Origin of the sequence: Kitasatospora sp. NPDC059462 (assembly GCF_042749955.1) — a bacterium.
GTDB lineage: Bacteria > Actinomycetota > Actinomycetes > Streptomycetales > Streptomycetaceae > Kitasatospora.
Genome location: NZ_JBHYUU010000200.1, coordinates 1 through 13,784, shown reverse-complemented (window position 1 = coordinate 13,784; position 13,784 = coordinate 1). Strand labels below are relative to the sequence as shown.

Genomic DNA, 13,784 nt, shown 5'->3' with positions numbered 1-13,784 from the left:
AGCGTCTTTTGTTTATAAGAGCCTGGGTCCGCGGGGGCGGCGCCGCCGGACCGGCCGGCCCCGGCGGGAGCCGCCGGGCCGGCGCATTCCGCGAGGTCCGGGCGCAGCGCCCGCAGCGCCCGCCGCATCGTCTCCCGGGCACCGGCCAGCCGTGACAGCTCCTTCTCCACCTCCCCGAGGGCGATGGCCAACTGGGCCGTCTCACAGCGAAGTCGTTCGACCTCGCGCCACGCCCATTCCTCCAGGTCCTCCACGAGCCCCACCGTCGACGGCATCAGCAACCTCCGGGACAACGAAAGAGACCGGCCACCCCGTCTCTCCGGCACCGCCGGAGTTCACGAGCACGCGGGAGGAGGGTGGCCGACGGCGACGGGTGACCGGGGGTCGACCCCGGCACCCGGTCGCCGATCGGACGGATGTGCGCCGGGCACCCCCGGCGCCGTGCGGGTGCCCCGTCAGACGAGGGCGGGACCGGGAACGCGGGCCGGCGGCTCCTCGACGGACGGCTCGATGGCCAGATGCGGGAGGCGGCGGTCCAGCCACTCCGGCAGCCACCAGTTGGCCTTGCCACACATGTACATCACCGCCGGCACGAGCACCGTCCGCAGCACGAAGGCGTCCAGTGCCACGGCGGCCGCGAGGCCGACACCGAACTCGGCGATGCCGCGCTGGCCGGTGAAGATGAAGGCGGTGAACACCGCGATCATGATCAGCGCCGCGGCGGTGATCACCCGTGCGGTGTGGGTCACGCCGGCCAGCACCGACCGGGCGTTGTCGCGGGAGATCGCCCACTCCTCGGCCATCCTGCTGACCAGGAAGACCTGGTAGTCCATGGAGAGGCCGAACAGGACGGCGAGCACCAGCTCCGGCAGGTAGCCCTCGATCGGGCTGGGTGCGCCGAGGCCGAACAGGTCGGTGCCCCAGCCCCACTGGAAGAAGGCGGTGAGGACACCGAACGAGGCCGCCGCCGACAGCAGGTTGAGCACGGCGGTGACCGCCGGGATGAGCAGGCTGCGGAAGGCGAGGACGAGCAGCAGGAAGCTGAAGCCCACGATGGTGATCAGCAGCCAGGGCAGCTTCTCACTGGTCACCGTCGCGAAGTCGATGAAGGTGGCCGTCAGCCCGCCGACGTACACCTGGAGGGAGGTGCCCTGGGTGTACTGCGGGACGACCGTGTCGCGCAGGTGGTTGATCAGGTCGGAGGTGGCCTCGTCCTGCGGGGCCGTGGTCGGGATGACCTGGGTGATCACGATCGACGAGGTGCTGCCCTCCGCGGTCTGCGGGGGCGCGCTCTCCACGGCGGCCACGCCGGGCACGGCGGCCAGCGCCTGGTCGAGCTTCTCCACCGCGGCGAGGTCGGTCGGGTTCTTCGCCTCGGAGACCAGGACCAGCGGGCCGTTGAAGCCGGGGCCGAAGCCCTTGGCGAGCATCTGGTAGGACTTGTACGTGTGGGTCGAGGTCGCGTCGTTGGAGGCGTCGGCGAAGCCGAGCCGCAGGCTGAACACGGGGGCCGACACCACGATCATCACCGCGAGGCCCAGGACGGTCAGCACCGCCGGGAAGCGCGGCACGATGCGCGACCAGCGCGCCCACAGGCCGTTGTCGCTCTCCGTCTGGACCGCCGTACCGGCCTGCATCGCGCGGCGCTGCTTGCGGCTCAGCACGCGCATGCCGAAGACGCCGAGCAGGGCGGGGAGCAGCGTGACGGCGGCGACCACGGTGCAGACCACGGTCATCGCGGCCGGGACGGCCAGGCCGTTGATGAACTCCAGGTTGACGCTGAGCAGGCCGAGCAGGGCGATGCAGACCGTGCCGCCGGCGAACAGCACGGCGCGTCCGGAGGTGTTGATGGCCTGGACGGTCGACTCCTCCGGGTCCAGTCCGGAGCCGAGGCCGCGGCGGTGCCGGGTCACGATGAACAGCGCGTAGTCGACGCCGACGCCGAGGCCGATCAGCGCACCGAGGATCGGGGCGATGCCGTTCACGGACATCATGTGGCTGAGCGGGGCCATCAGCATCATGCCGCTGCCCACGCCCGCCACCGCGGTCACGATCGGCAGGGCCATCGCCAGCAGCGATCCGAAGGCGATCAGGAGGATGACGGCCGCCGCGATGATGCCGATCGCCGAGGCGTCCGACGCCGGGGTCTCCTCCGCCGCCGTGATGCCCTTGCCGCCGAGCTCGACCGCGAGGCCGGGCTGCTGCGCCGCCGTCGCGGCGTCGATCACCCGCTTGATGTCCGCCTTGTCCAGGTTGTCGGCGGCCTCGTCGAAGTTGACCGTGGCGTAGGCGGTGCGCTTGTCCTGGCTGACCTGGATCTGGCCGCCCTCGGCGTAGGGGCTGACGACCGAGGCCACCGCGGGCATGTGCGAGACGTCGTTGAGCATCGCCGACATCCGCTGCTCGATGGCCGGGTCGGTGACGGCGCCCTCCTTCACCTGCCACACGATCTGGTCGGAGTCACCGGCCTGGGACGGCGCCGCCCGCTGCAGCAGTTCCTGGGCCTTGCCCGATCCGGTTCCCGGCAGACTGAGCGAGTTGTCGTACGCCGTCTTCACGGCCCCCGACATCAGCGCCAGCCCGATCAGGAGCCCCACCCAGGCGATGATCACGACGAACCGGTGGTGATAACACCAGCGTGCAAGGGTTGACATGATTCTCCGTTCCCTTCAATTCAGTGCCCTATCGTCCGGTTCCGCGCCGCCGCCGTCTCCGGCCGGCCGCAGCGGTTGCCCGGGGCGTGACCGCGCCATCCGGCGCGGCGCACGGCTTCGCCTACTGCGTTCGCAGTAGGCGGGATCGGGAGGGGCGAGGGAGCGGGCAGCCGTCACCCCGCTGTCGCGGGGACACCGCGGCAACGGGGCGGGACGACGGGGGTCAGGGCCGGGGACGCGGTGCGTCCACCAGCCCCGTCTGGTAGGCGAGAACGACGAGTTGCGCCCGGTCGCGGGCGCCGAGCTTGGTCATGGCGTGGTTGGCGTGGGTCTTGACGGTCAGGGGGCTGAGCATGAGCTGGCCGGCGATCTCCGCGTTGGACATGCCCTCGGCGACCAGCGCGACGACCTGGCGCTCGCGCTCGGTGAGCGTGGAGACCAGCGGGGAGGGGCGGACCGGCTCGCTGTCGTGCAGCGTGAGGAACCTGGTGATCAGGCCCCGGGTCGCGGACGGCGAGAGCAGCGCGTCGCCGCGGGCCACGGTGCGGATCGCCTCGATCAGGACCTCGGGGCGCGCGCCCTTGCCGAGGAAGCCGCTGGCCCCCGCCCGCAGCGCCTCGAAGAGGTAGTCGTCGACCTCGAAGGTCGTCAGGATCAGCACCCGCACACCGGCGAGGCTGTCGTCGGCGGCCATCCGCCGGGTCGCGGCCAGCCCGTCGAGCTCCGGCATCCGGATGTCCATCAGCACGACGTCGGGGCGTTCCGCCTGGGCGGCCCGGACCGCGTCGTGGCCGGTGGCGGCCTCGCCCACCACGGTCAGCCCCGGTGCGCGGTCGATCACCAGCCGCAGGCCGGCCCGGACGAGGGCCTGGTCGTCGGCGATGACCACGCGGGTCGGCGCCGAGACGGCGGAGGCCGGCGGGGCGGAGACGGTCCCGTTCACACGCCCTCGATTCCGGCCGCGCGCAGCGGGAGCTCGGCGAACACCCGGTAGCCGCCCTCGGGCCGCGGGCCCACCGCGAGCCGGCCGCCCACCGCGGTCACCCGCTCCCGCATGCCGACGATGCCGTGCCCGCCGACCGCGCCGACCCCGACCGTGGCGGGCGCCGCCGGGCGCCGGCTCCCCCAGGCGACCGGCTCGCCGTCGTCCTCGACGGCCAGCCTGAGCGCCCCGGGCCCGTACCCCAGCCGCACGGTCGCGGGGACGCAGCCCGCGTGCTTGCGGATGTTGGTCAGCGACTCCTGGATGACCCGGTAGGCGGTCAGCTCCACCGCCTCGGGCAGCGGCCTGGCCTGGCCGGTCACCTCGCGGGTGACCTGGAGGCCCGCGCCGGCGAACGAGCAGATCAGGTCGCCGAGCCGGTCGAGGCCCGGCACCGGCTCGGTCGGCTCGGCGGACTCGGTCGACCCGGGCTGGCGCAGCAGCCCGACCGTCAGCCGCAGCTCCTCCAGGGCCTCCGCGCTGGCCTGCTGGATGTGGGCGACCGACTCCAGGGCCTGGGTCCGGTCCTCGTCCTCCAGCAGGTAACCCAGCGCGCCGGCCTGGACGTTGATCAGCGCGACGTGGTGGCCCACCGCGTCGTGCAGCTCCCGGGCGATCCGCAGCCGCTCCTCGGCCACCCGGCGGTTCGCCTCCTCCTCCCGGGCCCGCTCGGCGCGCTTGGCGCGCTCCTCGGCCTCGGCCACGTAGGCGCGGTGGCTGCGTGCGGCGCTGCCGGTGGTGACGGCGAGCGCCGCCCACATCACGATGATCACGCCGGTGATGCCGGGGTGGGTGATGAGCGAGGCGACGAGCAGGGTGGCCTTGACGGGGACGCCGACCATGAGCGTGCGCACCGGGGAGGAGTCCAGCGCGACCCAGTACAGCGCGCAGAAGAGCGCGAGCAGGGTCAGCGGGTAGACCATCCCGTCGGCCATCAGGACCACCGAGCCGATGACGGAGACCGCCACCGTGCCCAACGGGAAGTGCCGGCGCACCGTCAGGGACGCGTAGACCAGGGCGGTCACCGGCCAGCTCAGCGGCCAGTGGGTGCCGGTGTGCACGGCGACGGGCACGGTGGCCACGGTGAACAGCACCATCGACCCGATCGACGAGAGCAGCAACAGCAGCTGCTGCTTCGCCATCAGCCTGTTCCAGGGGATCATGGCGGCGGTCAGCACGAGCGCTCCTCCATCGACTCCATCGACCGGGGTTCCTTGACCACGTGCAGCAGCACGACGCCGAGCCACGGGCCGCCGTACCAGTACTCGGCCCCGAGCGGACGCGGCGTGCCCGCGCCGAGGTGCTTCGCGTACTGGGCGGCGGCCCACCAGAAGTCCGCGACGAGCAGCTGCCCGCCGGGGCGCAGCACCCGCATCGCCTCGTCCAGCGCGCGTTCGCGTTCCTCGCGGGTGGGGATGTTGTGGATGACCAGCGCGCTCGTCACGACGTCGAAGGAGTCGTCGGCGAACGGCAGCGCGGTGATGTCGGCGGTGTGCACCGCGACCCGGCCGGCGACTCCGGCCGCGGCGGCGTTGGCGAGCGTGACGGCGCTGTCGTTGCCGCTCTGGTCCTCGCGGGACCAGAGGTCCGCGCCGTCGGCGTGCCCGGCCGGCAGCCGCCGGGCGGCCGCCACCAGGACCGCGCCGCGGCCGCACCCCAGGTCCAGCAGCCGTTCGTCGCCCTTCAGGCCGATCCGGTCCAGTTCCCGCTCCCAGACCCGCAGCTTGCCGCGGAGCGTGGTGTGCAGGTAGACGCCGGCGGAGGCCAGCAGGGCCGCTCCGGCGGCCGCCGCCGGGCCCCGGCCGCGCCGCCGGCGGGCGGCGGCCAGCACGCACGCCGCCCCGGTGACGGTGGTGGCGGCCAGGAAGGCCGGCGCGTCGACACCGTACCGGGGCGGGCGGAGCCGCGACGGCAGGGCGCCGATGAGGTTCTGGGACACCTCCGCAGCCTCACAAGTGCGGCTTCGCGTTGTCTTGGAGAAATGTTCCCGCAACACGGGGCGCGCCGTCGGCGCCGGTCCGTGCGACATGCCGCCGAGCCCTTCCGTCGTGTCCGTGCCGCGCCACCCCGAGCCCTAGTGCCCGCCGGGCGCTTCGTGGCCCTTCTCGGCGGCGGACGTGCCCGCCGAGGACAGCGCCAGCGCGGCGAGTCCGGCGACGAGCATCAGGCCGCCGTTCACCAGGAACGCGGCGCGGTAGCCCTGGACCAGCGCGTCCAGGCGGCCGCGGTCGGCCGCGTGGGTGGTCACCGTGGAGGCGATGTTCACCAGCACGGCGAGGCCGACGGCTCCGCCGATCTGGCGGGAGGTGTTGAGCAGCCCGGAGGCGGCGCCGGCGTTCCTGGGCTCGACGCCGACGGTGCCGCTGATGGTGACGGCGAGGAGCATCAGGCTGATGCCGAACCCGCCGACCAGGTTGGGGCCGAGGATGTGGGTCAGGTAGGTCGAGTCGGTGGAGATGGTGGAGAGCCAGACGATGCCCGCGGTGGCGATGAGACCGCCGGCCACCAGCAGGGGCCGGGGGCCGACCACCGAGATGAGCTTGCGGGAGGTGAGGCCGCCCACGATGAAGATGAGGGTGATGGGCAGCATCGCCATGCCGGTGCGCAGCGCGCTGTAGCCGAGCACCTGCTGGCAGTAGAGCGAGAGGAAGAACAGCAGGGCGGTCAGCGTCACGCCCAGGCAGAACATCAGCAGGTTGGCGATCCGCAGGTTCCGCGGCCGGACGAGGTCCAGCGGGATGAGCGGGTGGGGGCTGCGGGCCTCGGCGACCAGGAAGGCGGCGAGCATGACGACGGCCGCGATCAGGGGCAGCACGACGCTCGGCGAACCCCAGCTCTCGGTGGAGGCCTCGGAGAGCCCGTAGGTGAGCGCCCCGATGCCGAGGGTGACGCAGAGGGCCCCGACCAGGTCGAGCCGGCTCTCCGCGGCCAGGGCGGGCGGGAGCACCAGGCGGGCCCCGACGGCCAGGAGCACGATGCCGACCGGGACGTTGACGAAGAACACCCAGCGCCAGCTCAGTTCGGCGGTGAGCACGCCGCCGAGGACCACGCCGATCAGGCCGGCGACCCCGCTCATCATGCTCCACAGCGACAGCGCGCGCTCGCGCTCCTTGGCGTCGGTGTGGGTGGCGGTGATCAGGCTCAGGCTGGTCGGGGCCAGCGCGGCGGCGCCGGCGCCCTGGGCGATCCGGGAGCCGATCAGGACCGCTCCGCCGGGCGCCAGTCCGCCGACCAGGCTGGCGAGGGTGAAGAGGAACGCCCCGAACAGGAAGACCCGCTTGTGTCCGTAGAGGTCGCCGGCCCGCGCCGCCAGGAGCAGGAAGCCGCCCAGGGTGACGAGGTAGCCGCTGACCACCCACTGCTGCTGGCCGGTGGACAGGCTCAGCCCGGTGCGCATGTCCGGCAGGGCCACGGTGACGATGGTGGCGTCGAGCACGACCATGAACAGGGCGAGGCAGGACATCGCCACGACCACGCCGAGCGGCACGTTCGGCCTGAGAGCAGGGGGTGCGGCCGCGACTCGGGCCTCGGACATGACGTCTCCTCAGTAGCGACCCAAGGGTGAACAGTGTTCACTAGTGAACAGTGTTCACTCTGAACGGTGCTCAAGATAACCTCGGGCCCAGGGGGTGTCAATCGATCTGAAGGAGAGTCAATGCGCCTGCGCAAAACCGACGTTGTCGACGAGGCGCTGCGCTTCCTCGACGCCGAGGGACTGGACCAGCTCACCATGCGCAAGCTCGGTGCGGCGCTCAACGTCCAGGGCGGCGCGCTCTACCGGCACTTCCCGAACAAGGAGGCCCTGCTCGACGCGGTGGCCGACCGGATCGTCGAGGGCATCGGGGACCCGCTGCCCGACGTCCCCTGGCTCGACCAGCTCCGCATCCTCGGCGGCCGCCTGCGCGGGGCCCTGCTCGGGCGGCGCGACGGTGCCCGGGTGGTGGCCGGCACCTTCGCGCCGGGGGCCAACACCATCATCGGCTCGGACGTGGCCGTCCAGGTCCTCTGCCGGGCCGGGCTGCCCCCCGCCCAGGCCGGCTGGGCCGGCTTCGCCCTGTTCTACTACGTGCTCGGCCACGCCATCGAGGAACAGGCCCAGTTGAGGCTGCCGCCCGAGCACGACTGGCGGGTCCGCACCGAGCGGCTCGACGTCCAGGTGTCGCCGCAGTACGCGGCGGCCCTGGACGCGCTGGCGGGAACGGACCCGGCGGAGCGGTTCGCCTTCGGGCTGGACCTCTTCCTGGAGGGCCTGCGCCAGCTGCGGACGACCCGGCCGCCGCAGCCGGCGTGAAGCCGTCCGGCGCCGCCGTCCGCCCGAGGCCGGCGGCGGCGTCCACCCGGGGCCGGCGGCGGCGCCGCTCCGGCGGTGCGAAATGATCCAATGCGACATTTCCGCACTCAAATTGACAATCAGTCAACAACGCAGATGACCCGCCGCGCCGGCGGACCCGCCCGCGACCGCGGGCGCCCGCGCCACCCCGGCCGCGCCCCGCCCGCACCCCCGCCCGGCAACGGCGCTGGTCAGACGGGCGGCCGGACGCCGCTGCCCCCGGGCCACCCGGAAGCCACGGAGATCACATCCACGGTTGGGGCCCTGAGCCATTTGCATTCATCCTTGACCTTCATTATCAAGCCTGGCTATCTTATGTTCGATTTTGGGCTCGACCGCTTGCAGTGACGGGTGCACTCGCGATCAGACGGCCCGTCCAGTGGCCGGTCGGCCCGGCGCACGGGCTTGATCTGCAACGATTCCGGTACGGACGAGGAAATTGACCCGACTTCGCAGGCGTAGGGGGGTGAGTGTCATGCAGGTCGGCGACCACGGAACGGGGGTTTCGGTGCCGGTCGTCATCGCGCCCGGACACGCCGGAGCCGGGTCCAGGAGCTAGCGGCGAGAACACCTCCCGGCCGGAGGCCGGGTGCGCCGCCATGCCCTCTCCCGCCGGGCAGCCGCTCGTCGGGGCGGGCCGGGGAGAGCTTCGAATTCGAACATCAGAACAGTCTTACGGTCGTCATGCGCGGCTCCAAACGGGGGAGTTGAGCACATTGCGGTCTGGGGTCGAGCCATTGGTCCAGAGCGTTCACATGCGTTACGAGTACGAGCCGGCCTGCGTCGCGGCGTCATCGACGCCCGCTTCCGGCCGCCTCGACGGTGCCGGGGAGCAGCACCCCGGGCGCCGTCCGGCACCGGCCGGCGCGGTGGCACAGCCCCCGCCCCGGCGCGCGGCACCACAGCGGCATTCGAGCCATCCTGTTTCCGGCCACCTGTGTGACACCGGTCATTCGCGAGGGAACCGATGAGTATCCGAGTGATGGTCGCCGATGATCTGCTGCTTTCCCGCAGCGCGCTCGCCGCGCTGATCGAGAAGAACGACGACATCCACGTGGTGGGCGCCGTCGGCGGCGATTCCGATGCGCTGGAATTCGCCGAAATCCACCGGCCGGATGTGGCCGTCATCGGCTTCGACGGCGCGGACAGCAGCGCGATCACCGTCGCCGAGAAGATCGCCGGCATTCCGGAGTGCCGCAGCCTCGTCCTGGCCGAGCGCTACACCCGGTCGATCGTCCGCCAGACCTACTCCGGCGCCGTGGCCGGCATGCTGCACCGCAGCGTCCCGCCGAGCCGGTTCTTCGAGGCCCTGCACCGGATCCACCAGGGCGAACGCGTCTTCGACACCGACCTGACGGTCGCCGCCCTGGCCAACGCCGGCTGCCCCCTGACCTCACGTCAACTCGCGGTTCTGGAACGCCTCTCCCACGGGGACACGACCGTCGAGATCGCCGCACGACTGCACCTTTCCGAGGGGACCGTGCGCAACTACCTCTCATCCATGGTGGCGAAGCTCGGTGCGCGCAACCGCATCGACGCGCTGCGGATCGCCCGGGACGCACGCTGGCTCTGACAGCCGGACTCACCGAATTCATCGACCATTTGGGGGCGTAGTACACATGAGCATGGATGCAGTGACGGCCACCGTCGTCGGGGACATCGCCCTGGTACTCGGAGCGTCGAGCGTGCTCGGCGCCCTCGCGCGCCGGATCGGACAGCCGACCGTGGTCGGCCAGATCGCCGCCGGCATCATCCTCGGACCGAGCCTGCTCGGCAGGCTCCCGGGTGATCTGACCTCCCACCTCTTCACCAAACAGGCGATGCCCTTCATCGCCGTCATCGCCCAGATCGCCGTGGTGATCTTCATGTTCGGCGTGGGCTACGAGATCGACCTCAAGTCCGTCAGGAACCATCGCAGACCGGTGACCCTGATCTCGGTCGGGGCGATGCTCATTCCCCTGGCCCTCGGCTGCGCCATCGCCCTGGGGGTGCAGCACACCGGCGCCTTCGACGGCCAGCACACCGACGGCCGGTCCTTCATCCTCTTCCTCGGCGTCGCGACGTCGATCACCGCGCTCCCGGTGCTCGCCACGATCGTGCGCGAACGCGGTCTCGCCGGGACCTCGGTGGGCAACATCGCCACCGCGTCCGCCGGGTTCATGGACGTGACCGCCTGGCTGGTGCTCGCCGCCGCCCTGATCGGCACCAAGGGCGCCGGGGACCGCTCCTGGCCGGAGACGGCGCTGCTGCTCGCGGTGTTCGTGGCCGTGATGGTCCTCGTGGTGCGCCCCGCGCTCGGCTGGTGGTTCCGCCGCACCAACGCCGTGATGGCGAGCCAGGTCACCGTCGCCCTGGTGCTCGCCGCGGCGGGTGCCTGGGCCACCGCCAGCATCGGCCTGCACGCGATCTTCGGTGCCTTCGTCGCCGGCCTGGTCATGCCCAAGCCGGACGGCACGGCGGACGCGGACGTGCTGCGCTCGACGGAGCAGTCCGGCGGGCTGCTGCTGCCGCTGTTCTTCGTCGTCACCGGCCTGACCACCAACCTCGGGGCGCTGAAGGGCTCCGACGTGCTCCTGCTCGTGGTGATGCTCGTCTGCGGCGTCGGCGGGAAGGCCGCCGCGGGCTACGCGATGGCGCGGCTCGGCGGTCTCGACACCCGGCGCTCGGCCATGATCGGCGCGCTGCTGAACACCCGCGGGCTGACCGAACTCATCGCGCTGAACGTGGGCCTCAGCGCGGGCATCATCGACGAGCGATTGTTCACCGTCCTCGTCCTGATGGCCCTGATCACGACCGGCATGACCGGGCCGCTCATCACCGCGATCGAGCGCAGGACCGCCGTCCGCCCGGTGCCCAAGGCCGCCACCCCGGTCCCGGTCGCCGAAGTAGGGGACCACTCCTGACATCGCACACGCGCTCCGGCGCATTCGTCGGGTGCAGGTTCACCCCCTTCACTGTGTTGCGAAATGGTGAGAAGTGATGGACAAGCTGGTCGAACGGGATCAGGAAGAGCTGACACTGTCCCAGGTCTACAACGAGTCCTCCCGGGGCCGATCCCGGATCGTCGCCCTCGGCGGCCCGCTGGCGAGCGGGAAGACCGCCCTGCTGGCCTCCTTCGCCCGCCGGACCTCCGACGCGGGCGCGAAGGTCCTGGAGGCCACCGCCTCCCGGGCCGAGCGCCACCAGCCGCTCGGGGTCATCGATCAACTCCTGCGGGCCCGGCGCCTCTTCTCGCACGGCGCGGCGCCCGAGGTCCGCTCGGCCGCGGACGGCGGGACGCGGGCGCGCGGTGAGATCCACCCGTCCGTCCTCGGTCTGCTGCACGGCGCCTTCCAGCGCCTGACCAGCGGCCGGCCCCTGGTCGTCTGCATCGACGACGCGCACTTCACGGACGTCGAGTCGCTGCAGTACCTGCTCGCGCTCGTCCGGCGGATGGGCGACGCGCCCATGACGATCGCCCTCACCTACTGTCCGGACATGGGCCGGGGCGAGGTGCAGCGCCTGGTGCAGGCCGAGATCCTGCGGCTGCCGATCTGTACCAGGCTGGACGTCGAGCCGCTCTCCAGGGCCGGCGTCACGACGGTGCTGCAGGACCGCCTCGACCCCGGGACGGCCGGCCGGATCGCCGCCGAGTGCCAACGACTCAGCGGCGGCCGGCCGTTGCTGGTCCGGGCCCTGGCCGAGGACTACGCGAGGGGGACGGCCGAGCCGGACGCCCGGCACCGGCCGGTCGCCGGGCCGGCCTTCGGCCGCGCCGTCCTCACCTGCCTCTACCGGGCCGAGCCGGTCGTGCTGGAGATCGCGCAGGCCATGGCCACGCTGGGCGACTTCCGCTCGGCCGCCGTGGTGGCGAGGCTGTGCGGCATGGACCCGGAGTCCGTCGGCCGGGTCGTCGCGACCCCCGGCGTCGGCGCGCTGCTGGACCACGACCTGCTGCGCCAGCCGAGCGTGCGCGAGGCCGTGCTCCGCAGCATCCCCGAACAGCAGCGCCAGATCCTGCGGTCGCGCGCCGCCCGGCTCCTGCACCACGAGGGCGCCCCGGCGGTCGTGACGGCGGAGCACCTGATGCGCGTCGACGAGGCGATCCCGTGGGCGCGGCAGGTCCTGTGCGAGGCCGCGGACCAGACCCTCGCGGGCGGGGACCCCGAGACGGCCGTCGGGTTCCTGGAGCGGGCCCACCGGGAGAGCGCGAGCCGGCGCGAGCAGCTCGACATCGCCGCGAAGCTCGTCGACGTCGTGTGGTGCTACAACCCCGCGGCGGCGAAGAGCTACCTGCCCGACCTGGTGGCGGCGGCCGAGCGGGGCGAGCTCTCCGTGCGGCAGTCCGCGCCCGTCGTGCGGAGCCTGCTGTGGAACGGGCAGGTGGAGCTGGCCACGCGCGTGATGGCGCACCTCGACGACTCCCCCGCGCCGGGCGACGAGGACTCCGCCCGGTACGCCGAACCGCTGCGCCTCTGGCTCCCGCTGGCGTACCCGGGCATCGCGCCCACCCCGGGGAGCCCGGACGTGTCCCCGATGGACGCCGGCCTCGACCCCGACCAGCGGGCCACCGCCGCCCTGGGCGCGGTCCTGCGGGGCGCCGGCGACGAGGAGGCCCTCCCGGCCGCGGAACTCGTCCTGCGCAAGGCCCTGGCCGGAGCGGCCGGCCCGGCCTCCTCGCTCGCCTCGCTCCTGGTCCTGATCTACTCCGACCACCTCGACAAGGCCTCGGCCTGGTGCGACGCCCTGCTCGCCTCCATCGGGAAGGCGTACGGGCTGGTCTGGAACGCCCTGCTGATCTCGGCACGCGCGGAGATCCACTACCGGCTGGGGGACCTCGCGAACGCCAGGCGCCAGGCCAGGGCCGCCTTCGCGCTGATGCCGAGGGAGAGCTGGGGAACGGCCATCGTCATCCCGCTGTCGCTCCTCATCCTCACCGCCACGGCGATGGGGGACCTCGGGGAGGCCGAGACCTACCTCGACCTCCCGGTGCCCAGCGCCGCCTTCGGGACCCTCGGCGGGGTGGTGTACCTCGACGCCCGGGGCCATCTGCACCTGGCCCGCGGGCGCCACGGCGCCGCGCTCCAGGACTTCCTGGCGGCCGGGCACCTGATGCGGCTGTGGGGGGCCGACTGCCCGTCGACGGTGGCCTGGCGCGTCGACGCCGCCCGGGCCCACCTCCACCAGGGCCGGGCGGCGCAGGCCAGGGAACTGCTGACGGAACAGCTGGCGCTGGTCCCCTCGGGCCACCCGCGCACCCGGGGCCAGGCCTACCGCGCGCTGGCGGCCACCCTGCGCGCCGACGAGCGTCCGCCGGTCCTGCTGAAGGCGGCGAGCGTGCTGGACCGCTGCGGCGACTCGCTGAACCTGGCGTACACCCTCGCCGACCTCGGCCAGGCCTACGAGGCGCTGGAGGATCCGGTCCAGGCCCGCTTCCACAGCCACATGGCCCGGACGCTGGCCGCCCAGTGCGCCGCGGCCTCCCTGCCGGAGCCACCGGCGGCGGAGACCAGGAAGGCCTGGACGGAGGCGGACCCCGCGGACGCCGCCGAGCCGGTCCGCCGGCTCAGTTCGGCGGAGTGGCGGGTGGCCGAACTCGCCGCCGGGGGCTCCACCAACGAGCAGATCGCCCGCAAGCTGTTCATCACGGTCAGCACGGTCGAGCAGCACCTCACCCGCTCCTACCGCAAGCTCGGCATCCGGCGCCGCACCCAACTGCCCTCGCGGCTGGCCGAACTGGTCCCGTGACCGGCGCCGCGCCCCGGGCGCGCGAGCGGTGCGGCCCCCCGGGGGGGGGGCGGGCCCCCCCCCCCCCCCGCCAGGTCGAAGGCGAACACCC

At 72.8% G+C, this 13,784-nt stretch carries 10 protein-coding genes; 4 read left to right on the top strand and 6 right to left on the bottom strand.

Annotated elements, in window-relative coordinates; translation table 11 throughout:
* From ACFXAM_RS32900 to ACFXAM_RS32875, 6 genes are all read right to left on the bottom strand, one after another.
* Positions 1–254, bottom strand: a 254-nt coding sequence (locus ACFXAM_RS32900) for a hypothetical protein (RefSeq protein ID WP_380296838.1), incomplete at its 3' end; no start/stop codon positions are given.
* Positions 255–455: 201 nt separating this feature from the next.
* Positions 456–2,654: an MMPL family transporter gene (locus tag ACFXAM_RS32895; RefSeq protein WP_380296836.1), complete on the bottom strand. Its 2,199-nt coding sequence runs from the start codon at positions 2,652–2,654 to the stop codon at positions 456–458.
* A 223-nt stretch (positions 2,655–2,877) separates the two neighbouring features.
* Positions 2,878–3,597: a response regulator gene (locus ACFXAM_RS32890; protein ID WP_380296834.1), complete on the bottom strand. Its 720-nt coding sequence runs from the start codon at positions 3,595–3,597 to the stop codon at positions 2,878–2,880.
* Positions 3,594–4,814: a sensor histidine kinase gene (locus ACFXAM_RS32885; RefSeq protein WP_380296832.1), complete on the bottom strand. Its 1,221-nt coding sequence runs from the start codon at positions 4,812–4,814 to the stop codon at positions 3,594–3,596. Before ACFXAM_RS32885 ends, ACFXAM_RS32890 begins: the two co-directional genes overlap by 4 nt.
* Entirely contained in the window at positions 4,808–5,575 is a 768-nt protein-coding gene (locus ACFXAM_RS32880; protein WP_380296830.1) for a class I SAM-dependent methyltransferase, read from the bottom strand. The genes ACFXAM_RS32885 and ACFXAM_RS32880 overlap by 7 nt, the downstream gene beginning before the upstream one ends.
* Before the next feature lie 135 nt (positions 5,576–5,710).
* Entirely contained in the window at positions 5,711–7,171 is a 1,461-nt protein-coding gene (locus ACFXAM_RS32875; RefSeq protein WP_380296828.1) for an MFS transporter, read from the bottom strand.
* 120 nt (positions 7,172–7,291) lie between these two features.
* On the opposite strand from ACFXAM_RS32875, the gene ACFXAM_RS32870 reads away from it, so the two are divergent.
* The 4 genes from ACFXAM_RS32870 (at position 7,292) to ACFXAM_RS32855 (ending at position 13,693) form a co-directional block, all read left to right on the top strand.
* The gene (locus tag ACFXAM_RS32870; RefSeq protein WP_380296826.1) at positions 7,292–7,927 is read left to right on the top strand and encodes a TetR/AcrR family transcriptional regulator C-terminal domain-containing protein; all 636 of its coding nucleotides are present in this window, start codon (positions 7,292–7,294) and stop codon (positions 7,925–7,927) included.
* 1,021 nt (positions 7,928–8,948) lie between these two features.
* Complete coding sequence (locus ACFXAM_RS32865) at positions 8,949–9,539, top strand: response regulator transcription factor (RefSeq protein WP_380296825.1); 591 nt, start codon at positions 8,949–8,951, stop codon at positions 9,537–9,539.
* Between the two features lie 52 nt (positions 9,540–9,591).
* Positions 9,592–10,869 (top strand): cation:proton antiporter, encoded by a 1,278-nt coding sequence (locus ACFXAM_RS32860; RefSeq protein ID WP_380296823.1) that lies wholly within the window; start codon positions 9,592–9,594, stop codon positions 10,867–10,869.
* A 76-nt stretch (positions 10,870–10,945) separates the two neighbouring features.
* Entirely contained in the window at positions 10,946–13,693 is a 2,748-nt protein-coding gene (locus ACFXAM_RS32855; RefSeq protein ID WP_380296821.1) for an AAA family ATPase, read from the top strand.
* Positions 13,694–13,784: the final 91 nt, after the last annotated feature.